Origin of the sequence: Shewanella sp. SM29 (assembly GCF_025654245.1) — a bacterium.
Lineage (GTDB): Bacteria > Pseudomonadota > Gammaproteobacteria > Enterobacterales > Shewanellaceae > Shewanella > Shewanella oncorhynchi.
Map to the genome: position 1 here is coordinate 1 of NZ_JAKKRN010000007.1, position 21,091 is coordinate 21,091.

The 21,091-nt window shown below is 42.7% G+C and carries 25 protein-coding genes and 1 other RNA gene; 5 read left to right on the forward strand and 21 right to left on the reverse strand.

The features are described from left to right. The 5 genes from L5L77_RS06415 to L5L77_RS06435 all read right to left on the reverse strand — a co-directional run. Positions 1–179 (reverse strand): transposase domain-containing protein (locus L5L77_RS06415; protein ID WP_263185606.1); only part of this gene is annotated, 179 nt, incomplete at its 3' end. Positions 180–288: 109 nt separating this feature from the next. Continuing rightward, the gene (locus L5L77_RS06420; RefSeq protein WP_105249794.1) at positions 289–2,058 is read right to left on the reverse strand and encodes a monovalent cation:proton antiporter-2 (CPA2) family protein; all 1,770 of its coding nucleotides are present in this window, start codon (positions 2,056–2,058) and stop codon (positions 289–291) included. Positions 2,059–2,387: 329 nt separating this feature from the next. Next, complete coding sequence (locus L5L77_RS06425) at positions 2,388–4,121, reverse strand: GGDEF domain-containing protein (protein WP_263193386.1); 1,734 nt, start codon at positions 4,119–4,121, stop codon at positions 2,388–2,390. A gap of 63 nt (positions 4,122–4,184) precedes the next feature. Continuing rightward, the gene (locus tag L5L77_RS06430; RefSeq protein ID WP_131523005.1) at positions 4,185–4,397 is read right to left on the reverse strand and encodes a hypothetical protein; all 213 of its coding nucleotides are present in this window, start codon (positions 4,395–4,397) and stop codon (positions 4,185–4,187) included. Between the two features lie 58 nt (positions 4,398–4,455). Next, positions 4,456–5,247 (reverse strand): SAM-dependent methyltransferase, encoded by a 792-nt coding sequence (locus L5L77_RS06435; protein WP_263193385.1) that lies wholly within the window; start codon positions 5,245–5,247, stop codon positions 4,456–4,458. A gap of 429 nt (positions 5,248–5,676) precedes the next feature. Here L5L77_RS06435 and L5L77_RS06440 point away from each other — a divergent pair, with 429 nt between their 5' ends. Further along, positions 5,677–6,168, forward strand: a complete 492-nt coding sequence (locus tag L5L77_RS06440) for an outer membrane protein assembly factor BamE (RefSeq protein WP_028760727.1) — start codon at positions 5,677–5,679, stop codon at positions 6,166–6,168. An 89-nt stretch (positions 6,169–6,257) separates the two neighbouring features. Here the strand turns inward: L5L77_RS06440 and L5L77_RS06445 are convergent, their stop codons facing one another. Both L5L77_RS06445 and L5L77_RS06450 read right to left on the reverse strand, forming a co-directional pair. After that, a complete protein-coding gene (locus L5L77_RS06445) occupies positions 6,258–6,590 on the reverse strand; it encodes an RnfH family protein (protein ID WP_006080834.1) in 333 nt (110 codons plus the stop codon). Further along, positions 6,580–7,017, reverse strand: coding sequence for a type II toxin-antitoxin system RatA family toxin (locus L5L77_RS06450; RefSeq protein ID WP_028760728.1), 438 nt, complete (start codon positions 7,015–7,017; stop codon positions 6,580–6,582). Before L5L77_RS06450 ends, L5L77_RS06445 begins: the two co-directional genes overlap by 11 nt. 278 nt (positions 7,018–7,295) lie before the next feature. Here L5L77_RS06450 and smpB point away from each other — a divergent pair, with 278 nt between their 5' ends. The 3 genes from smpB to L5L77_RS06465 all read left to right on the forward strand — a co-directional run bounded on the left by smpB (position 7,296) and on the right by L5L77_RS06465 (position 9,328). Beyond that, positions 7,296–7,787: an SsrA-binding protein SmpB gene (gene smpB, locus L5L77_RS06455; protein WP_006080832.1), complete on the forward strand. Its 492-nt coding sequence runs from the start codon at positions 7,296–7,298 to the stop codon at positions 7,785–7,787. A gap of 71 nt (positions 7,788–7,858) precedes the next feature. Next, positions 7,859–8,214, forward strand: a transfer-messenger RNA (tmRNA) gene (gene ssrA / locus L5L77_RS06460). 697 nt (positions 8,215–8,911) lie between these two features. Then, positions 8,912–9,328 carry a hypothetical protein gene (locus L5L77_RS06465; protein ID WP_263222399.1) on the forward strand — a complete coding sequence of 139 codons (417 nt, stop codon included), beginning with the start codon at positions 8,912–8,914 and terminating at the stop codon, positions 9,326–9,328. 13 nt (positions 9,329–9,341) lie between these two features. On the opposite strand, the gene L5L77_RS06470 is transcribed toward L5L77_RS06465, so the two are convergent. Next, positions 9,342–9,656, reverse strand: coding sequence for a hypothetical protein (locus L5L77_RS06470; RefSeq protein WP_263222401.1), 315 nt, complete (start codon positions 9,654–9,656; stop codon positions 9,342–9,344). A gap of 76 nt (positions 9,657–9,732) precedes the next feature. Between L5L77_RS06470 and L5L77_RS06475 the strand changes: the two genes are divergently transcribed. Beyond that, positions 9,733–10,251, forward strand: coding sequence for a tyrosine-type recombinase/integrase (locus tag L5L77_RS06475; protein ID WP_263222403.1), 519 nt, complete (start codon positions 9,733–9,735; stop codon positions 10,249–10,251). A gap of 129 nt (positions 10,252–10,380) precedes the next feature. Here the strand turns inward: L5L77_RS06475 and L5L77_RS06480 are convergent, their stop codons facing one another. From L5L77_RS06480 to L5L77_RS06540, 13 genes are all read right to left on the reverse strand, one after another. Then, entirely contained in the window at positions 10,381–11,178 is a 798-nt protein-coding gene (locus tag L5L77_RS06480) for a hypothetical protein (protein WP_263222404.1), read from the reverse strand. A gap of 245 nt (positions 11,179–11,423) precedes the next feature. Continuing rightward, the gene (locus L5L77_RS06485) at positions 11,424–11,819 is read right to left on the reverse strand and encodes a hypothetical protein (protein WP_263222407.1); all 396 of its coding nucleotides are present in this window, start codon (positions 11,817–11,819) and stop codon (positions 11,424–11,426) included. 98 nt (positions 11,820–11,917) lie between these two features. Beyond that, the gene (locus L5L77_RS06490) at positions 11,918–12,304 is read right to left on the reverse strand and encodes a hypothetical protein (RefSeq protein ID WP_263222408.1); all 387 of its coding nucleotides are present in this window, start codon (positions 12,302–12,304) and stop codon (positions 11,918–11,920) included. Between the two features lie 75 nt (positions 12,305–12,379). Further along, positions 12,380–13,042, reverse strand: a complete 663-nt coding sequence (locus L5L77_RS06495) for a hypothetical protein (protein WP_263222409.1) — start codon at positions 13,040–13,042, stop codon at positions 12,380–12,382. Between the two features lie 156 nt (positions 13,043–13,198). Then, positions 13,199–14,029 (reverse strand): ankyrin repeat domain-containing protein, encoded by an 831-nt coding sequence (locus tag L5L77_RS06500; protein ID WP_263222410.1) that lies wholly within the window; start codon positions 14,027–14,029, stop codon positions 13,199–13,201. Between the two features lie 32 nt (positions 14,030–14,061). Continuing rightward, complete coding sequence (locus tag L5L77_RS06505) at positions 14,062–14,394, reverse strand: hypothetical protein (protein ID WP_263222411.1); 333 nt, start codon at positions 14,392–14,394, stop codon at positions 14,062–14,064. Positions 14,395–14,444: 50 nt separating this feature from the next. Next, entirely contained in the window at positions 14,445–15,143 is a 699-nt protein-coding gene (locus L5L77_RS06510; protein ID WP_263222413.1) for a hypothetical protein, read from the reverse strand. A gap of 219 nt (positions 15,144–15,362) precedes the next feature. Then, on the reverse strand, positions 15,363–15,689 hold the full coding sequence (locus L5L77_RS06515; protein ID WP_263191478.1) for a hypothetical protein: 327 nt from the start codon (positions 15,687–15,689) through the stop codon (positions 15,363–15,365). Then, positions 15,682–15,924: a hypothetical protein gene (locus L5L77_RS06520; protein ID WP_263191479.1), complete on the reverse strand. Its 243-nt coding sequence runs from the start codon at positions 15,922–15,924 to the stop codon at positions 15,682–15,684. Before L5L77_RS06520 ends, L5L77_RS06515 begins: the two co-directional genes overlap by 8 nt. Positions 15,925–15,953: 29 nt before the next feature. Continuing rightward, on the reverse strand, positions 15,954–16,613 hold the full coding sequence (locus tag L5L77_RS06525; RefSeq protein ID WP_263191480.1) for a hypothetical protein: 660 nt from the start codon (positions 16,611–16,613) through the stop codon (positions 15,954–15,956). 112 nt (positions 16,614–16,725) lie between these two features. Continuing rightward, a complete protein-coding gene (locus tag L5L77_RS06530) occupies positions 16,726–16,881 on the reverse strand; it encodes a hypothetical protein (RefSeq protein ID WP_263191482.1) in 156 nt (51 codons plus the stop codon). 94 nt (positions 16,882–16,975) lie between these two features. Then, positions 16,976–18,214, reverse strand: a complete 1,239-nt coding sequence (locus L5L77_RS06535; protein WP_263191484.1) for a DEAD/DEAH box helicase — start codon at positions 18,212–18,214, stop codon at positions 16,976–16,978. A 155-nt stretch (positions 18,215–18,369) separates the two neighbouring features. Continuing rightward, on the reverse strand, positions 18,370–21,090 hold the full coding sequence (locus tag L5L77_RS06540; protein WP_263191485.1) for a bifunctional diguanylate cyclase/phosphodiesterase: 2,721 nt from the start codon (positions 21,088–21,090) through the stop codon (positions 18,370–18,372). Position 21,091 lies beyond the last annotated feature (1 nt).

The following is a 21,091-nucleotide window of genomic DNA, read 5'->3' on the forward strand; positions in this document are numbered from 1 at the left end:
CAAATCATCGCGTCCATCGGCAATTTACGCCGTCTTAACGTCGCAACGCCCTGAGAGTCTAGGCAAGATTGAATTAACTCAGGTTCTAACACATCTGCTAAGCAGGTGAATTCGGTTAGGCGGGTAATATGAGTACGGGCGAGTGCTTCTGAGAGTTGCATAAAAAAATCCGATGACATGAGGTCATCGGATTTTGATCTTTTCAGCGAGATCGTCAAGCGATCTGTCTTAACTGATCGGCATTAAGCATTTATGCTCTCTTTTTATATCCAAATCAGAGTGACAACATTAGCTCACATTCTCCCTATCGCCACGCATGAGGGATTCCAACTCTGCCTTACCCTTATTCGATAAATTGATTAACGTCGCTAAATCATTCTGATGAGCCGCACTCGCAATCACCAGTTTCTTATCATGTTCAGCAAAGATTTTTACCCGCTCGTTGGCTTGTACCTGCGATAAACCTAGGCCTTGGAGAATCTTCTCACTGGCCGATAGCGCCGAACCAAAGGTCTCACGAAACACATCCGTCACCCCAAGGCTCATCAAACGATAAGCATGGTTACGGTCCCTCGCCCGCGCGACTATGTTGATATGGGGAAAATGCGTTTTCACTTGCTGAGCAATTTCAATGGAATCCTCAACACTGTCCACGGCAAGCAATAGTAATCTAGACCGAGCAATCCCCGCCGACATCAACATGTCTAAGCGTCTGGCATCACCAAAATATACTTCACCACCGTATTTACGAATAACATCCACATGACTCGCATCCTTATCCAAGGCGACAAAAGGGATACCTGATGAGGCCAAAATACGCCCCGTGATCTGGCCTACTCGACCAAATCCAGCAATCACCACTTCAGATTCGGTGACATTAATCGTATCTGGCAGACGAGTATCCACCACTTTGGCTTTAGTTGCTCGGAACAAAGTAAACAATAGAGGTGTTACTGCCATAGACAAACCAATAGCAAGCACAAGGACTTGCGCAATTTTATCGCCGACAATACCAGATAGCTGCGCCTGAGATAACAGCACAAAGGCAAATTCGCCCCCTTCAGCAAGGATCAAACCTAGTGCAATACTAGGCCGCCATTTGTGGTGCCGAATACGACCCAACACCATAAGCACAAAGGTTTTAATCAGCAACATAGCCATTAAAATACCCAGAATAAGTAACGGATCAGATATCAATAATTTCAAATCCATACTCATACCGACAGCCATGAAAAACAGCCCAAGCAATAAGCCTTTAAAAGGTTCTATGTCAGTTTCGAGCTGGTGCCGATAACTTGAGTTAGCGAGCATAATACCCGCCAAAAATGCCCCCATACCCGCGGAAAGTCCCAACCACTCCATTAACTCAGCGCTACCCATGACCAGCAATAATGCAAAAGCGGTGAGCACTTCACGCACCCCACTGCTTGCCACTAGTTTAAGGAATTTAGGCAGTAAATATTTCCCCACTAACACAAAACCAACGAGCGCAAGACACGTCCAGTACCAAGGCACCGCATGATGTTCAATCTGAGCAGAATTGGGCGCCAAATATGCTGTCAGCAGCAACATAGGTATAACCGCAAGATCTTGCATTAACAAGACCCCAAAAGCATCACGTCCAAGTGGGGTTGTAAGCAACCTATGCTCACTCATTAACTGCACGGCAAAGGCTGTCGATGATAAAGATAGCGCGGCGCCAACCACTAAAGCCGCCTCAATAGACAAGCCAAAACCCCAAGCCAAACCTCCAATCGCAGCCCATGACAACAACAGCTGACCACTGCCTAAACCAAAGATAGCACTGCGAAGTTCCCATAATTTACTTGGATTCAATTCGAGTCCAAGTACAAACAGCATAAGTACCACACCTAACTCGGCAAAATGCAACACGGCTGCAGGATCAGAAACCAACGCCATACCACCTGGGCCTAAAATAATCCCTGCGGCCAAATAGGAAAGAATAGGGCCCGCGCCAAAACGTTTACCCAAGGGAACAAAAATAACCGCCGCCAATAAAAATAGCAGCACCGACGTGAGTAAACTCGACTGTTCCATGAAGGCTCCAACGGAAAAAGGAATGCGCATTGTTCTATGTAAGGACCCAGCAATAGCTAGGCAATTATCAGCTATGATATCCCATTTATTTATTAACAAGGTCAAGGCAATTCATTAAAAATGAGAAATTTTGATACGAAAAACACTTAAGCGTAGGGGAAATCAACTGGAGCAACAAAGCAGAGTAAAAGAGCACTTAGAGACACCTTAAACTGTTATCGCATTTTGTGAGTGACTGCAAAATAAAAAACGAGCAATAAACTAAGGAAGGATAAAACCAGTAAGGGCTTGCCAACTCTGGATGAGACTAAATGCTCACTCGACTTGCATTACACAGAGGGCGATGCGATATGAGGCCGTAAATCAGTTGCCTGCTTGTCACATTTTAATATGTCAGAATAGCGTACTACGGTGTTGCGGCCATTGGCCTTAGCGGCATAGAGCGCCATGTCGGCTCGGTGGAATAATGGATCTAAACTCAGATCATCAGCCATTAAACCGCTCACGCCAAAACTCGCCGTTATGACGAACTTATGCCCTGAATGTTGGGTATCAATGGCCTCGATACGAGCTCGACATTGCTCCGCCACTTCCATGCCTTTCGCTTCATCGGCATAGGGTAATAAAATTGCAAACTCCTCACCGCCGATACGAGCAAAAACATCACCATTTCGGATATGAGATTTAAGGGAGTCAACCACCTTTTTAAGCGCCCAATCGCCAGTTCCATGACCAAAAGAATCGTTGATGCGTTTGAAGAAATCCAAATCGAATAAAATGACACAGAAATCCCCGCTACGCGCCGTGGCTTGCACAAAAAGGTTTTCTCCCAACTCTTGCCCTGCACCACGATTCAATATGCCTGTTAAGGCATCCATTCTCGCCATACGCATAAACTTACGTTTCTGCATCTGACCTACGGCTAACAAAATCCCAAGGAAGAATAGCCCACCCACTAGAATAGTGATAAACATCAGCATATTGGTGTATTCCCGCTCTTTTACCATTTGCTGAGCGATGTAAAGTTCACGCTCTTTATTGAGTAAGTTGATTTCACGCGCCTGTTCATCGGCATTAAACTTAGCCGCCTGATAAGCGAGGGTTTTCATTCTAGATTGGTCAAAAATCAATTGATTATAATATTGTTCTTTTCTTGTGTATTCATAGGCTTGCTCAAATTGTTTATCCGCCGCCATCAGTTCGGCAAATACCTTATATGCAATATGCTTATGTTCGATGTAGCTATTATCATCGGGAAATGAAAGCACTTTAACTGCGTGACTTTTCGCTTGAACCTGCTCACCCATGGCAAAGTAATTCTCGGCAAGTAGTGCATGTACATGGCTAATTTCTAACTGAAATTGAAAAGCTTCATACCCTTTTAAAGCTAATAGCAGAATCGATCTCGCGCCTAAAAAGTCGCCCCGCTCCTGCAAAACCATAGCTTTGCCTTTTATCGACATAGTCGCCAGAAGGGGGAATTGCTTCGCATCACAGTATTGACGGCTATCTTCGAAGGCATCGAAGGCATCGGGATTTTTCACGCCGAGTAAATAAATAGCGCGCAGCAATTTGGCATGGCAAATATCGCGGACATCGGTTTTCTTTGCGAGTTGTAACACCTTATTGGCATAAAGGCCCATATCGCTATAAGCGTCCATTTCGGAATAAATATTGGCAATTCTTAGATATGAGTGCCGTTTAATCGTGACATCATCAATATTCACCACTAAGGCTAATGCTTGAGCGACTGCAGCCAAGGCTTTGTCATAGTCACGCAGACCTATATATACCGTGGCTTTGTAACTATAAACTGACGCCAATAAATCAGTATTTGGCACTAAGGTTTCGGCTTGGTGTAGATCATCTAACGCTTTAGTATATTCACCAGTGAAAAAATAACCTATCGCTCTATCTATCCTCAGTCGTCCTTGTTGTATTGTAGTTAAACGACTGAATTCTTTCTCATATTCGGCAAGCTTTTTCTGCGCAGCACTAAGATCAGATTGCAGTAATACATCAAGCTCATTGAGTGCCTGATCAAAATCGAGAGAGTTAGCCATCAAAGCTGTCGAACACAAGGCGAAGATGGCTAATAGGGCACAACGTAACCGTTTCAAGATTAGTTAATTATTACCATGATTGACTAAAACAAATGTTTGATAATTTTGGTCGCCACTCAAAACTTTTAGTTTTGTCATATCCCCTCTCATTACAGCGCTAATTTCTTCATCAGTTAACCCATGGGCGCGCATTACGGCCTCCGGGTCCTGTTGATACGCTTCCATCAGTTGTGCATCTTGACCTAACTGGGTAAAAAAATCCGATAATGCAGACATACCTTTCCTTATTTATATGATGACTCCCGAATTCAGCTCAGAAGTACAGCACTCACAATTAGCCTAAATCTTCAGGTCTAATGCCTAATTTAGTTAAAATAGCATAGTTGTATTCGAGTTTTTTTGCTGGCGGGATCAGTAAAGTACTGATCGGAGACAAGTTTGCCTCGGGCAGCTTACTCAACGGCAAATACTCAATTCTAGGGGCTTGAACTGGCAGATTAGCAGCTTCGTAGATCACCACTTGATGATCTCGCGGATACCATTGATTCAGTTGTTCAACCAAAATCTGCAGCCTGTCACTCGTAGTATGGAACTGAGTTAAGGTATGTTCACCAGCAATCGCAATTTGCCATAACAATAAATGGGTTGTCGGATCGGGCACATGATTAAAAAACATAAACTGGCTAGCTTCAAAACTTTGATGCCCAGAGCTGCCGGGGTCAATACCCAGATCAGCCCATAAACACGCCTCAGCCGAAATCCCCGGCTCCATCTTCGCTGAAAACCCTTCTGCCCTCGCCCGCTTAATCGCCATATGGGAAACACAGGCAAAGACTCCAGGATGACCATAGAGCGCACAAACGGTTTTTTTGCCAGCCTTCACGGCCTCCAATATAGAATTAACCATTTGTTCGTAGGTTTCTCGGCGATTTTTAACTTCACCATTTTGTGCATAAAACGGCTGTAAATTGATGACATTGGGATTAATGTTCTGGATCCAACGCTGCGAAAAACCATCGGGCAAGAGTGAAAACACGACATCAGCGTGCTCAATATAACTACGACTCATCACACTGACCTGTCCGGCCAGTTGTAAACCCGTACCTACGCAAACTAAAGAACCCAATGCATTTATCCCACTATTTTATTTCGAACACTGCAAACTCACGGCAAAAAGCCACAGTACAAGAACACAATAAAAACATATCGGTAACTTTAATCTGATTTTAACGAGATTACTATGTTTATCGCCACACATACTGTCTATTGACTTACTAACTAATTGCTTGGCTTTAAAGAAGAAATCGCTCACATTTACTCTTTTCCCAATCCAGCCAACAGTAAACCTGTACGGCTCTAGAAGCCGAAAATCATACTCATAGCCCCATATGACTTCAGCGAATAAATATCCTTAAAGATTGAGAACTAAAGCCAACATACTGGGTCGAAAAGTCACACAATTCGATCTATGACGGTTGCAAAGCCCGATTGCCCTTGTCATGAGGGGGAATGCTTGGGTATTATGGCCGCCAGATTTTCAGAAGTAGCGCATACAATGATCAATAAAAAGCAAAGTCTTACCCTACTGGGCGCTGTGGCGCTCTCTGTTTCACTCAGTGCCTGTAGCGTGTTCGATTGGTTGATTTATAAGCCCGATATTCCACAGGGCAACTACATGGAACCGCAACAAGTTGAAAAGTTGCGCATTGACATGACCAAAGAACAAGCCGAATACATTCTCGGCCGTCCGGTATTACGAGATAGTTTTGCTGACGATACTTGGTACTATGTGTATCACTACAAGAGTGGGCGTGATGCCAGCATTACGCATAAAGAACTCATACTGCACTTTACGGGCGATAAACTTACCTCAGTGAAAGGCGATTATGAACTGAGCAAAGAATTTAGTACGCCGCTAGAACAAAGCAGCTTGCCAACAGGTAATAAAACTGAGCTAGTGCCACAAATTCCAGCACAGCGCGCCGATGAAAAGCCATTAGTTAAAGAAAATCAAGCTGAAGCGCAAGTTCAAAAACCAATTAAGTAATATCCTAAACTTTGCTTATGCTCTTCTCAGTCAATCAAATATAAAAAAGCGCCCAAGGGCGCTTTTTTATTGAGCTATGATGTCAATATTTAAGCTCGTCCACCCGTCACTTTATTCGCGCGGCCTTCATCTTTAGCTTTATCTGCTCGGCGACGACGCACATCCTTAGGATCAGCAATCAAAGGACGATAAATCTCAACCCTTTGCCCCGGTAAAATCACTTGGTCATGCTTAACCACATTACTAAACACACCGAGCTTAACCGTATCTAAATCGATCTCAGGAAAAAAGCTTACAATGTTACTTAAACGCACCACCTCAATCGCCGACGTGCCGGGATTCACATTCACCGAAATCACTTTTTGCTGTGTAGGCAAGGCATAAACCACATCAACTACAAACTTATCTGTCTCATTTGTCACTGTAAATCACCTTAGCGCGACTCGTAAATGCCGTCACCATTGATACCATAAGATCATTAAACACTTTACCAAAGGCCATATCGGCTAACGAACTTGAAAACTCAAAACTCAGCTCGAATTCTACCTTGCAGGCCTCTTCAGTCAGCTCAGTAAAACGCCACTGCCCCAATAAATGCTTAAAGGGCCCATTTTCCAATGTTAAATCAATACTCTTACCAGGAACCACTTGGTTGCGAGTCGTAAATGTCTTACGGATCCCCGCTTTACTCACATCAACAGATGCCAGCATAGTCTTGCCATCAAATTCTAAGACTTTTCCACCCACACAACCGGGTAAAAATTCCTTATACGACTCGACATCATTCACTAAGTCATACATTTGCATCGCACTAAAACGGACTAACACACTTCGAGAAATTTGCGGCATAGGACTTAGTACTCTTCACTAACGTATTCACAGCAACCTAAGCAAACTCAAACGCACGAAAATAACGCACGTGCAATAAACAACTTAGGCCAGCAATCAAAATTTGCACGGATTTTATCACGATACGTAAAAAACGCACCCCTTGTGCACTTAGGCTGATACTCAACACTCTAATCACGTTCAAAAAACCAGCAATAACACGATAGAGGCTTGAAATTAACTAAATAAACCCTTATATCAATACCAAATTGATTCACCGTGCGTATAATGGCGCCACTATGGTAAAGAAAAATTCAAGCAAAGCCGCGCCTGCGACTATCGCACGTAATAAGCGCGCAACCTTCGAATACCGTTTCGAAGAGAAAATGGAAGCCGGCCTATCCCTTATGGGATGGGAAGTTAAATCTATCCGTATGGGTAAAGTCAACTTGTCCGACTGTTACGTATTCCTGAAAAATGGCGAAGCCTTTATGCATGGCTGCACCATTATTCCCTTGAATACGGCATCGACACACGTTGTCTGCGATCCTCTACGTTTGAAAAAACTGCTACTCAGCCGTAAAGAGCTAGATAAACTAGCGGGCTTAGTTGAGCGCCAAGGCTACTCTATTATTCCTATATCAATGTACTGGCGTAAAGGTGCATGGGTAAAAGTGGAAATTGGCTTAGGTAAAGGCAAGAAAGATCACGATAAGCGCGAAGATACTAAAGCGCGTGAATGGGAAGTTGAAAAAGCCCGCGTGATGAAAAAAGAAAAAACGCACGGATAATGAACAAACGATTGAACTTGAAGCAAATGATGCTAGGTGATCATTGTGCTACGGGTTACAATCAAATTCTTGGGGGCGATTCTGGATTCGACAGGATTCACGAAACCCTGGGAGCATGCCGAGGGGCGGTTGGCCTCGTAAAAAGCCGCACCGTTATAGTTGCAAACGACTCTAACTACTCTCTAGCAGCTTAGGCTAGCTAGCCATCTGACACAGGTCTCTCAAATGGGCAGTGTATACAGATGGTCATCCTACATTTGATAGCGAGGGAACTCCGTCCGGGGGTGAACCGCGAAATAGTACCGGACTCGCCCGATGAAATCCTGTCTTTCGGAGTTTATTCGGGTTAATTAAAAGAGAGACTAAGCATGTAGTGCCTTGGATGTAGGTGTTCTGGACGCGGGTTCAAGTCCCGCCGCCTCCACCAAATAAAACAAGGGCTTAGCGGAAACGCTAAGCCCTTTTTCTTTTCAGTGGCGACAAAATGGCGGCAGCGAAAACCTAGGCTTACTGTTTTATCTCCTTATCCCTCTGATAAATTCACCCTCTTAAATTATCAAAAATCATTTCAGTTTTTGATCGTCTTAAGTTGTTGATTATTCTTGCTTAGATCTTTTTCAATATTTTCTCATCATTCATAAAAACCCCACGAAATCCACGTAAAACCCTATTAAATCAATACTTAGATGTTTTCCACCATCACCAAATGCGCTGTATGGAACTGTAAAACAGTGAAATAAACCGCGATCATTTCAGCTCTTTGATCCTTCAAAACCCCTAGGAATGGCGCTGGCTGCGCCTATGAACTGCAATAAACTAAAACTGAAAAAAAATTAACATACAAAGCCCGCAGGAGGGTGAGGAAGAGTGCGGATTTCGTGACATGGAATCTGTGTCGCGCCAGATTCCGTGGCGTATTTCATTCTTTTAATGATTTTTTATTGCTGTTTCAGATGATTCTATGTGAGGTCTCGAAATCGTTGCGGCACGATGTAAATAGTAACTGTACCTCTTATCTAACTAGATAAGAGGTACAGTTGATAACTCAAATTAGTTTTGACTACTCATATTTAAAAACGAGTAGTTCAAAAAAACTAATTACTCCCATAAAAATAGGAAAACGAATGAACAATAGACTAATTGGGGATGCTGGCGAGTATTTAGTTGCATACCACTTATCTCGTCGTGGTATCGCTGTTGCGTTAATGAATAATGGGACTAAGGGCGTAGATTTACTAGTAACAGATGATAGTCAACATGTAGCTAGTATTCAGGTTAAAGCGTCTCAAGGTAAAACTCAACCGAGGCAGTGGATAGTCGGCAAAAACCAACCTAGAGCTTCTGAGAACTTCTTTTATATTTTTTGCAATATATGGATTGAACTCGATAAAACACCTGAAATTTTCATCGTTCCCAGTGATGATGTCAAAACAGCTGTTAAGTGGGAATCCAAAGTCCCACTATTTAAAATAACACCTGATAATGAAGGTAAGTACTTAAACAACTGGAAAGCAATCACAGATATATTCATTACATCTTAACAAAATGAAGTCCTTACTTGGTTATCGGATCAAGTCTGCCTTTCTGATTATTGGCTTGTGATGCTTGGCTGCTGAAGTCGCTAGCCTCGTTTGGTGCAGGGCTGCTGCCATGTTTATGGCTGGCACAGGTGGTGGCTAATGCGTTAACGGTTGCCATGAGTTCGGATAATAACTTCAGTACGTTTTCGCTATCGCTGCCTAACCATGTTTTAGGGCTGCGCTGGTCTTGCTCAATGCTTGCTGTCACTTTGTGGGTTTGGCATTGTAGATCGGCCAGTTTGCCGATGATGTTGGTTAATGACTCGTCTGTCTTATTCTTAAGAACCATCAACCCCTTGTCCCATGTGTCCTTCAAAAGTGTAAGTACCCAAAAACACGCTATAGCAAAAAAGAGGAACATGACCATGCCTGAGGTTCACGCGGTTAAAGATCAAGACACCGTTAAGCTTATTAGCTATCTGCTCGAAAGACAGTTTAGCCAGCAACTGGCCGATGTGTGGAATATCGGCCTTAATCTCGCCCTTAGGATATCCGACTTACTCTCAATTAAGTTCAGTGATATCCACGGCGATAGGCTCATCATTAAGGAGTCCAAAACCGACAAAATCGCCAATATCAAGCTCAACTCAAAAACGCTGGAACGGATACAGCGTATTGCGCGCGAGCATCCGAATCACATCTACCTGTTCCAGTCCTACCGTAATCAACGGGCGAAAAACATCAAACCTGCGCCTTTGTCACGGCGCTATATTTGCCGCGCACTGGCGATGATTGGTGAAAAGCTCAAAATCGCCTTAGGCACTCACTCGATGCGCAAGACCCGAGGCTATCTGCGGTATCAACAAACCAAAGATATTGGTCGAGTAATGAAGATGCTCAGGCATAGCGCCGAAGAAACTACCCTGCGCTATATCGGTATTTAGCAAGACGATATCGATAAGGACTTTGTCGAACTGGAAATCTAAAAGGTTAAGAGGGTGTCAGTTCACCCTCTACATTTTGACACTTACAGCAATCTTCAACGACTATCACCTATAAACGATCACTTGATGTTACCTCACAGTAAGGCCCACCCCATTCCCTGCCACACTGCTAGCTAGCTTTTCTAACGTCTCATTCTGCAGGTCGAATACATATAAATCGATACGTTCATGCATAAAAGTATCTGACCAAGGAACCAAAGACATGCTCAAGGTTTCAAGTATAATAAATCTGCCATCATCGCTTTTGCTTACAAAATTAAAATTGCCCGAAAAGGATAATTTTTTAGTTTTCAGCACTTGCCCATCGGAAAGTCGCAACCAATAGAGTGTTCTACCGTGAACAGCTAATCCCTTATCTTCATTTAAATAGATCACATCTGCATAACCTTTTAATGAAAACGTACTAAAGGATAAATCGTTCCCATTGACAAGGTAGAAATCACCTTTACTAAGATAGAAGCTCACGACTTTATCAGGATAGGTGTACACATTAGGTGGCCGCATAACTATACCGACTTTATCAATGCGATGAACCTCTTTGCCTTCCTTAACAAAAATAATTTCACCCACATTGTTGATTACTGAAAAATACATATATGAGTCTTCAGTAAAAAAAACAGTACCTCGGCGCTCAGGGTAATACTCGACAGAAGAGTCCTGAAGATTAAGAATATACTCACCAGGATTTAAAACCCCATTGGAAATGGATAACTTATCGCCATAAACTCGCATAATAGGACCGTTACCAGCATTCACATGATATTCTTTTATGGTGGTGAGAGTTTTTATATCAGTAATATGGATTCTACCAATAGCATGGTCTAGCGTATTAGAAATGATGACCTGTGTAGGCATTGCTGAAGCCATAAAGGTTACTCCCAATAATAAAAATGATAATAAACTATTTTTTAGGGCCATAAGTCACCTCAATCTGTCGCCTTACACTATCGGCCTAAGAAAGAATAAACATAATTCACTGCAGTAAAATTCATTACGGTAGACATAAAGTAAAGTCCTTATCGATATCGTTAACATTGAAAAATGAGCATGGATAAGGACTTTGTTGAGCTTGAAATCTAACAACAAGGAGGGATTACCCTCCTTGTTTTTTGTTAATCTCCACCCCGTAAACTACACTCCATATCCTTAGAAAAACGGATACCAGATCCATCAACAACCCAGATCAACTCATTTCCCTCGTTTTTTTCCTTTTCAAGCAATAAATTGATTACGCTCCCATCAAAAATATGAATAATCTTTCCTTCTGCTTCGATATCAATCCGCTCTAAAGTGACATTTTCGTTCTGCTTTACACCAAAAATCCCCTCCCCCATAGCCCCCAAACCAAATACACGGCATGGTGGCCACTCATGGGAAAAAGTTTCACCATTACTGTAAGTAACGGTCAATTTAACCGGAATAGAAAACTCACTTCTGACGTTAGGGCCTGGAAATTGATCGCATGCAGCAAGAAGCATGCAAAAATAAAGCAACAGTAAATTTTTCATTGTGGCCATCATCCACCAAAACCTCGACCATAATTTTGCGCAGCATTTTCGAACACATTAAAACCTTTAGTATGCTTTAAGCTGCTGATTTGTTGGCATTACCTACAACTTTTTACGAGATAGAGCGATTCATTTTGCTTTTCACCATCCACATAAATTTTTAACTCCTGAGCACCTGTGAATACAGCTTTAAATGACGAGCTAAACAATCCATTTTGAACATACTGAGCTGGTGGCATCACAGGTTTGTACTCATAAATCTGCTCTCCAGCCCTAACCCTAAAACAATCGAGGTTATATGCAACTTGGGTTGCTTCACCTGGTTCAATTCGAGACAACTCAATATCTGAATAACCAGACAGAATGTGGATGGGAATACTGCTCTCATTCAAAACCTCAACATTAAATTGAGTAGGACACCCCACCAAACTTAAGCTAGTAAGCACTGTAGCAACCGTTTTAAGCAACACATGTAAAATTCTCATAAAACCTGCACTCAATGAGGGGCTAGCTTTCAAGATGTACTTAGGTCTTTCGTAAAATCAACAATTTAGTCCGTTTTAGTTAGATGACATCCACCTAATCAGTTTTTTATGAAAATAGATACTTTGATGATTATCCAGCGGTAGATGGGAGCCGGTAAAATCGAGAGCAAAATCCACATCTTTGACCTTTTCAGGGAATTTAAAGTACAGGTTATAACAGTTATCTACAAATTCACTGCCGAGCCGTAAACTCTCATTTTTATCGGCAATGTCTATACTGCGAGTACCCCATCCAGCACCTAAAGAATAATCAGAACCACAAAAGATAGGATCATAGTCTTTAAATTTCATCACCCTATATGGTTTGAAATGCTGTTCAACACCATTAACTTTCATGATTAGTACGATATTGTTTGCTATTAACTCAACATTCAATTTCAAGGGTTTTACCCCCAATGCGAGTATAATTTCATCATCATTAAATTGACTATCGGGCCAACGGTTCATCTCTATACCCAGTATGGCATTACCCCTGTACTTGGTTTCGTAATTGGTCAACAACAATGAGAGATGGACGCTAGAAAACTCAATGTACTTATCAAGACTCTCGTTCTGTATATACTCTCTCGTATCTGGAACAGAATCCCACGGCTTGATTGAAGGGACACTGGCCACCTCCAGAGTGGTGGAAGTGCAGCTACACAAGCAAAGACTGATAAGCAGTAACAAATACTTCATAACTCATTCCTTCCACTCTTACCCATATCATCTCAAAACTAATTTAGCCAATACATCAACCGAATCAACACCAAGCGACTTAATGGGCTTTACTGAGTAGATAAAAATACACGGTTAACGCCTTGGCTTTAGCACTCAAAAAATCCTCGGACACTATTAGCCAGAATTCCCCTTTGAGCCTGGAGTGATTATGCTGAAGTCAATATTTCTGTCTTGTAACCACTGTTCAACTTTTTTCTTCTGTTTATAGGCGTCTTCATTTTTATCCATCACCCGCTCATGCTCGGCTAACCAATCAAATAAAACAATGATGCCTCTCCGGTTAACCATTTGGAACTCGGCGCCACGATTTAATAGATCTAAAACAATATCGTATCGACGTCTACCAGCTGCTTGAGTTAATAGGGTAGCGTTTGTGTTTGTTTTTATATTAAGATCTGTGCCAGCTTCAATGAGCAGATAATAATTCCTGGGTATCGTTTTTCCGCCTAACTCAACGGTTTCCTCAATAGGTGGGGCATCAAACATTCCTCCTTTAAGATTTGGATCGCCACCATAGGCTAATGCCAACTGTAAAAAGCGACTATCTTTATTTCTGGTCGCCCAATGCATCACTGTACTAGAGCCCTCAAGTTTGACATTGGGTGTGGCGCCTTGTTTTAGTAATTCTTCAAAGCCCTCAAGGTTACCCTTATAAATTGCCCAAAACAGGGGCGTGCCTGTAGATCTACCCTGAGCATTGACATCGACTCCATTTGCCACTAACTCACGGATTTTTTTGATATCGCCTCTTCCTGCCGCTTTCGCCAATGCTCGAACTTGAGGATCAGGGAATATCTCATCCAAATCCATTAGCACTAAAGAAGTTTCTCGCTGTTTCTTATTATGTGCTTTTTCGGCGTCTTCCAAAGCCCAAAAATGCGGCTCTGAAGCACAGGCACTGAGTAAACATGCAAACATCAAATAACTGATAAATCGTTTCAACATAGGCCTGCTCATGTAACTGTGATTTTATCCTATCATTCACTGCACTTGATGATAATGCTTTCCCCTCCACCCTCATATAAATTCCTTGTGCTATTGATGATTTCCATATTTTTCTTACAATCAACAGGGATATTTGCATGTAAGCTAATTAGTTTTTCTAGTCTTGCTAAACTAGGTTGACGGTCGCCTGTCTCAGTGAAATCAACAGCTTGAAACATATAGTATCGACCTTCACCATAGTCATTTTTTAAACTATTTAAATGTTCAGAATACTCGATACGGGTATTTAAATCGAAATAACCATTTTCAATACTCGTACAACTGAATAACATTAGAGTTAATCCCCATCCCCAGATCCTATTCATAATAATTCCTTTTTGGAACGTTGATCCGAACACCGATAATTAGGGGCGAGTTACTTAATGGTGTAACGAGTCCCTACTGGATAGAAATGCACTGTGTATTCTTTGGTATTTCCCGCCTCGATAAAGGGCAGTGTAATGGTAAAATATCCTTGCTCACCAGCAAAATTAGTATCCATCGCGACCAAGTCACCACACAATACATTGGGATCAGAGCTTAATGCTCGTGTAACCAAACTTAAATCTGTTTCCCTATAAGGAATATTAATTGTCTCTTCTGGGTAATAGTCATAAAAAGCCTTTTGGCTCGATTCTGGATATGTACAAACCAATAGTCCATGCTGGTTTCTCGCCAAACTTGGATAACGTTTTTTTTCTATAAACTTAACGGGTGTTTTTTTACCAATACGATATTGGTCTAGAATGATACGCTTTGTATTCAGTTGTATCCCTTGTTTTAATGAAGTGATAAACATCTCAATTCTTGCGTTATTAAAATATTCTGAATCAGTTTTTTTGGGTGGATAATTATACGCTCCAGAAATATAAAACTTGACTTGCACACCATTATCAAAAGTGATGACAGGGCTTAAAATGGGAGAATAATATCCTATATCAATCGGCCCTAAATACTCTTCGATATCCACTTTTTGCACACCGTAAGCAGTGCGAGTACTGTAACTATAGTAGGCACATCCTTGTACTAGGCTTGTTATCAACAACACCAATAACACAATATAGGCATTTCGCATTAGCGTTTCCTCTCAAAATTGGTTAAGTAATAGTGGTAGTTACCCACGCCTAATGCGTAATATTGTCCCGCCATTGCTGGCGCAATAGTACCTGCTAAAATGAAACTGTTTCTATTTGCCAATTTACTTAACACCTAAGTACATAACTGAAGATGCTGCTTGGCACAAAGTTGCGACCAGCAATCTAACATAACACCGAACGTTTTAACTTAGCTCATATCATTCACTGCACTTGATGATAATGCTTTCCCCACCACCCTCGTATAAATTCCTTGTGCTATCGATGATTTCCATATTTTTCTTACAATCAACAGGGATGTTCGCATGTAAGCTAATCAGTTTTTTAAGTCTTGCTAAACTAGGTTGACGGTCGCCTGTTTCAGTGAAATTTACAGCGTCAAAACTATAATATCGCCCCTCTTTATAGTCATTTTTTAAACTATTTAAATATTCAGAATACTCGATACGGGTATTTAAATCGTAATAACGATTTTCAATACTCGTACAACTGAATAACATTAGAGTTAAGCCCCAGATCCTATTCATAATAATTCCTTTTCGAAAAATCATAGATATAAGGAGTGCTGGCGCTCATTGCTATACCAGTGAATGCAGCACTGGGTGCCATACCAAGCAAACTCCATGTTTGAAAGGCCGTGTTGTAGGCTTCCGTTCCTGAAAGTACCATTCCCGTTGCAGTATCATACCCCTGAAAACCAACCAACTTTGATATATCTGAGTTCCAAAAGTCATGGCTTTTAGAAATTTGGTTTAATCCCACAATAACAACTTAAAGTGGCTTCTCACGTTTTAGTTTGATGATCTCCACTTAATCAGTTTTTTATGAAAATAGATGACTTGATGATTATCCAGCGGTAGCAGGGAGCCGGAAAAATCGAGAGCAAAATCCACATCTTCGACCTTTTCAGGGAATTTAAAGTACAAGTTATAACAATTATCTGCAAATTTACTGTCGACCAGTAAACTATCTTCCTTATCGCCAACATCTACACTGCGAGTACCCCATCCACCAAAAGAGTTATCAAAACCACAAAATTTAGTATCATAGTCTTTAAATTTCAGTATCCTATATGGCTTCAAATGCTGTTCAACACCATCAACCTTCATGATTAGCACAATATTGTTTGCTATTAACTCAACATGCAATTTCAAGGGTTTTATCCCCAATGCGAGTATAATTTCATCATCATTAAATTGGCTATCGGGCCAACGTTCCATTTCAATACCCAATATGGCATTACCGCGGTACTTGGTTTCATAATTGGTCAACAACAATGAGAGATGGACGCTAGAAAACTCAATGTACTTATCAAGACTCTTGTTCTGCGTATACTCTCTCGTATCAGGAACAGAATCCCACGGCTTGATTGAAGGAACACTGGCGACCTCCAAAGTGGTGGAAGTGCAGCCATACAAGCAAAGACCTATAAGCAGTAACAAATACTTCATCACTCATATCCTTAATTCATATCCATCAGCTCAAAACTAATTTAGCCAATACATCAGCCTGACCAACACCAAGTTCCTTAATGGGCTTTACTTAGTGGATAAAAATACACGGTTAACGCCTTGGTTTTTGCAATTCAAAAAAAGCCTCTGTCTGTTGGCCAGAATTCCCCTTTAAGCCAGGAGTAATTATGCTGAAGTCAATATTTCTGTCTTGTAACCATTGTTCAACTTTTTTCTTCTTTTTATAGGCGTCTTCATTTTTATCCATCACCCGCTCATGCTCGGCTAACCAATAATAAATCACGTAACCACTTGATCTAAAATCTATTATATTCAGCCACCCAGACGCCGCACCTAAAAACCTACCTTTTCCCCTTCCCACCTAAAGCACGCTTTTTAGCACGTTGTTTTTGGGCCGCTTTGCCGTTACGTCTTGGTTCGGTGTCCATTTTATTAAAGTCGGGTTCAAAGCCGGGTAACCATTGCTGTGGTAAACGCTTGTCTAATACAACTTCGACTTCTTCCAGTAATAGGGCGTCCTCTTGGCTAAAAAGGGTGATGGCAAGCCCTGCACTGCCCGCTCGACCTGTGCGACCAATACGATGAATATAATCTTCGGCGATAAAAGGTAGCTCAAAATTAATCACGTACTTGAGCTCGACGATATCTAGGCCTCGGGCGGCGACATCCGTGGCTACCAGCACTTGAATTTTGCCTTGTTTAAATTCCTGCAAGACTTTCTCGCGCGCACCTTGGGACAAGTCACCGTGAAACGCCTGAGTGATAATATCGGCTTTATTGAGTTGCTGAACCAGTTTGTCGACGCCTTGCTTAGTGCGGCTAAAAATCAGCACTTGGTGCCAGTTTTTACTGCGCACTAGATGGCTGACGAGTTCGGTTTTACGGTCGGCGTCGACGGCATAAACCACTTGCTCAATTTCGGCAGCGGTCGTATTGCGCTTGGCAACTTCAATCAACTTGGGATCGCGCAGTAAAGTTTTACTTAAGCTGAAGATGGCGGCATCTAAGGTGGCAGAAAATAACAGTGTTTGTCTGTCACTCGGCACTTGCTTGAGCACGGCTTGAATTTCATCCATAAAGCCCATGTCGAGCATACGGTCGGCTTCATCAAACACAAGCACGCTCAATTGCTTAAGACCCAATGCGCCTTGCCTGAGGTGATCGAGTAAGCGACCCGGTGTTGCGATTAACACATCTATCCCTGCATTAAACACAGCGACCTGCGCATCGATACTCACGCCGCCGTAGGCGATGCCGACACGGATATCTGTCCCTTTAGCGTACTTAACAAAACTCTGCTGTACCTGCACCGCCAGTTCACGTGTCGGCACTAAGACTAATGCACGTACAGGTCTCACCGCGGTTAACTCTTGCGCAGGGCTGAGTGCCAACAAATGATGCAAGATTGGCAAGGCGAACGCCGCGGTTTTACCTGTACCCGTTTGGGCGCCAGCCATCACATCCCGTTTCGCCAAGATGGCAGGGATAGCTTCTAGCTGGATAGGCGTTGGCGACTCATAGCCAAGGCTCGCTAAGGTATTCACTAATGTGGAGTTTAAGGATAAGACACTAAAAGACATTGCGGTTAACCACTGAAAATAATGACCAGAATCTTAGCAGACACAAACCCAAGCGACTAGCGCCATAGCGCTAGCCCTGTGGTTCTATCGGGTGAAACTAAATCAATTTCAGGATAGTTAGCCTTACCATAAGTCAGTCTCGCAATACGCCAGCATCACGATAGAAATGCGTCGAGATCTTCTGGTAGTTGCGGACGACTAAAGAGATAACCTTGGGCTTGATCGCACTGATTTTGTTGCAGAAAATCGGCTTGTTCTTTGGTTTCCACTCCTTCGGCGATAATGTCGAGCTTCAACGCATGTCCAAGCGCAATCACAGCTTTAGCAATCGCGGTATTGTTAGTGTCGAAGGGAATATCCCGCACGAAGGATTGATCAATCTTCAACTTATGGATGGGTAGTTTTTTCAAATAATTCAGCGATGAATAACCGGTTCCAAAGTCATCGACCGATAATTCGATACCCAGATCGCCAAGTAACTTTAAGTCGCGGATAGCAAGATCGGGATTTTGCATCATCACACTTTCAGTCACTTCAAGCTCTAAGTGTTTGGCGGGTAAGCCCGTTTCAGCTAAGACACGTTTCACATCATCCACAAAGGAGCTGCGCTGTAACTGCTGTCCAGCCACGTTCACTGCAATGCGGCCAAAGTGTTTACCTTCACTAAGCCAACGCATGCCCTGACGACAGGCGGTTTCTAGCACCCATAAACCGATCTCATGGATAAGACCAATTTTTTCAGCCACGGGTATAAATACCGCGGGGGAAATTAAACCCAGTTGAGGATCGTGCCAACGCAGCAGCGCTTCAAATCCCACGGTTTTTCGAGTCACTAAGTCGAGTTTTGGCTGATACATCAAGTACAAAGCATTTTGCTCAATCGCGCCATAGAGGGCACTTTGCAGCTTAAGATGCTCAAAAGACTGTTGCGTTAAGGACTCAGTATAAAAAGCATAATTATTGCGGCCATCATTTTTAGCGCGATACATGGCCGCATCGGCGTTACGCAGTAAAGTGTCCGCATCGGCTCCATCACTTGGATACAAAGACACGCCCATGCTCGCGGTCAAACGCAAGTGGTCGCCCGTGCTCACAATAAAAGGTTGGTCAAACACTTGGCGTAATTGATTAATGGCAACCGTGGCATCTTCGCTATTATCAATCCCCGAAATTAACGCCACAAACTCATCGCCACCAATCCGCGATAACACATCCTGATCGCCTACTTGGCTGCGTAAACGCTTGGCAAGCTCGACCAGCATTTCATCACCTATGCTATGGCCAAAACTGTCGTTGATATGCTTAAACAAATCGACATCTATCATCACTGTCGCTAACTGCAAATTCAGCCGCTTAGCTTGCCGCACTTCCTGTTTGAGCTGCATCATAAACTTCATGCGATTAGGCAAATGCGTTAGCGGGTCGAAATACGCTAAGTGCGTGAGTTGCGCTTCATTCTCTTTTTGGGCAGAAATATCGGCAAACACAGCGACAAAATAACGCACATCACCGACTTCATCATAAATCGTACTTATGGTGATATTTTGCGGGAAAATAGTACCGTTTTTACGCCGATTCCAGATTTCACCATTCCACTTACCGTTAGCCAACAGGGCATTCCACAGTTTGTCGAAGAATGCTTTATCATGGCGACCCGAGCTAAAAATCCGTGGATTCTGACCGAGCAGCTCTTCCCTCACATAACCTGTGATCTCAAAAAATGCGCCATTTACGTCGGTGATATTGCCGTGTCTGTCGGTCACAACCACGCCTTCGACCGAGTTTTTAAACACATTGGTCGCCAGTGTCAGTTGTTCTTCAACCGCTTTATGCTTGGAAATATTGCGAGTCATACCGATAACGCCCACAAACTCACCTTGGGTATTTAAGGTTGGGAGTTTGAGCGTTTCTAACCAAAGATGATTTTTAGCTTCATTGCCGTCTAAACACTCAGCGACAATAATAGGCATGCCAGACTCGATAGCGAGCCTATCACCCTCTAGAAAAATATTCGCAATTTCAGCACCAAAGAGTTCGACATCGGATTTACCGACAATCTCACTTCGGGGCATTTCCCATGCTTTCTCGACGCTGCGATTACAGAGTGTGTAAATGCCAGCGGCATTTTTCATCCAAATATGTTCTTCAAAACTATCAATAAAGGTTTGTAAATCGACCGTATCGACACACGTTGGCGCACCTCGGCTTAATGCTTCGGCCGCACTGTGCTGGCTCAATATCTCGCCTAACTGGCGTTGAATGCTATCGCTGATAAGCTTTGCCAGCTGCAGCGTTTTCGAATCTACGCCGAGCGCCTCGTTGTGATAAAAACATAAAAAGCCAAAATTTGCCCCAGATGGCCAAGCGAGAGATAAACAAATCACGCTGCCGATTGCGCTACAAGTGTGCCAATCTGAGTGCTGCCGAGTATCCATAATTAACAGAGGCTCACGTACCTGCTCAGTTAGCTGTGATACAGATAATGCAGCCGTGATTTGATGACTGCCTAATCGCGGCAATGCTGAAATCGGCTCACTCAGGCTGGACAACTTAGCATTGCTTAGAGGGGAAATAGTAGATTTATCAATAATATCAAATGGATTTGGAACAACTTCTGATGGTGTGAGCATTGATGGCATCACAACGGACTGGCTTATCGCAGGCTGGGGGTTAGCCAAATGATTGCCACTTAGGTGGCTGAGTATTGCCTGTATTTCACTTTCAGCCGCAGAGTCTGAACTTAACATGCTGCTAAGTTCACCCGCAGCATTCCATGCTAATAACATTGCTTTACTGCTTGATATCTCAGCGACTAAATTTAAGTCACTCAACCAGTTATCCAGCTGTTGCTGCGTAATAGGTACATCTATCATCATC

Coding starts and splice junctions, on each gene's coding strand:
- L5L77_RS06500 (WP_263222410.1), bottom strand. CDS start 14,029: ATGTTGAAACGATTTATCAGTTATTTGATGTTTGCATGTTTACTCAGT.
- L5L77_RS06530 (WP_263191482.1), bottom strand. CDS start 16,881: ATGGATAAAAATGAAGACGCCTATAAAAAGAAGAAAAAAGTTGAACAA.
- L5L77_RS06420 (WP_105249794.1), bottom strand. CDS start 2,058: ATGGAACAGTCGAGTTTACTCACGTCGGTGCTGCTATTTTTATTGGCG.
- L5L77_RS06440 (WP_028760727.1), top strand. CDS start 5,677: ATGATCAATAAAAAGCAAAGTCTTACCCTACTGGGCGCTGTGGCGCTC.
- L5L77_RS06510 (WP_263222413.1), bottom strand. CDS start 15,143: ATGCGAAATGCCTATATTGTGTTATTGGTGTTGTTGATAACAAGCCTA.
- L5L77_RS06540 (WP_263191485.1), bottom strand. CDS start 21,090: ATGATGATAGATGTACCTATTACGCAGCAACAGCTGGATAACTGGTTG.
- L5L77_RS06450 (WP_028760728.1), bottom strand. CDS start 7,017: ATGCCGCAAATTTCTCGAAGTGTGTTAGTCCGTTTTAGTGCGATGCAA.
- L5L77_RS06515 (WP_263191478.1), bottom strand. CDS start 15,689: ATGAATAGGATCTGGGGCTTAACTCTAATGTTATTCAGTTGTACGAGT.
- L5L77_RS06425 (WP_263193386.1), bottom strand. CDS start 4,121: ATGGCTAACTCTCTCGATTTTGATCAGGCACTCAATGAGCTTGATGTA.
- L5L77_RS06475 (WP_263222403.1), top strand. CDS start 9,733: ATGCCTGAGGTTCACGCGGTTAAAGATCAAGACACCGTTAAGCTTATT.
- L5L77_RS06480 (WP_263222404.1), bottom strand. CDS start 11,178: ATGGCTTCAGCAATGCCTACACAGGTCATCATTTCTAATACGCTAGAC.
- L5L77_RS06485 (WP_263222407.1), bottom strand. CDS start 11,819: ATGAAAAATTTACTGTTGCTTTATTTTTGCATGCTTCTTGCTGCATGC.
- L5L77_RS06430 (WP_131523005.1), bottom strand. CDS start 4,397: ATGTCTGCATTATCGGATTTTTTTACCCAGTTAGGTCAAGATGCACAA.
- L5L77_RS06525 (WP_263191480.1), bottom strand. CDS start 16,613: ATGAAGTATTTGTTACTGCTTATAGGTCTTTGCTTGTATGGCTGCACT.
- L5L77_RS06505 (WP_263222411.1), bottom strand. CDS start 14,394: ATGAATAGGATCTGGGGATGGGGATTAACTCTAATGTTATTCAGTTGT.
- L5L77_RS06470 (WP_263222401.1), bottom strand. CDS start 9,656: ATGGTTCTTAAGAATAAGACAGACGAGTCATTAACCAACATCATCGGC.
- L5L77_RS06490 (WP_263222408.1), bottom strand. CDS start 12,304: ATGAGAATTTTACATGTGTTGCTTAAAACGGTTGCTACAGTGCTTACT.
- L5L77_RS06495 (WP_263222409.1), bottom strand. CDS start 13,042: ATGAAGTATTTGTTACTGCTTATCAGTCTTTGCTTGTGTAGCTGCACT.
- L5L77_RS06535 (WP_263191484.1), bottom strand. CDS start 18,214: ATGTCTTTTAGTGTCTTATCCTTAAACTCCACATTAGTGAATACCTTA.
- L5L77_RS06465 (WP_263222399.1), top strand. CDS start 8,912: ATGAACAATAGACTAATTGGGGATGCTGGCGAGTATTTAGTTGCATAC.
- smpB (WP_006080832.1), top strand. CDS start 7,296: ATGGTAAAGAAAAATTCAAGCAAAGCCGCGCCTGCGACTATCGCACGT.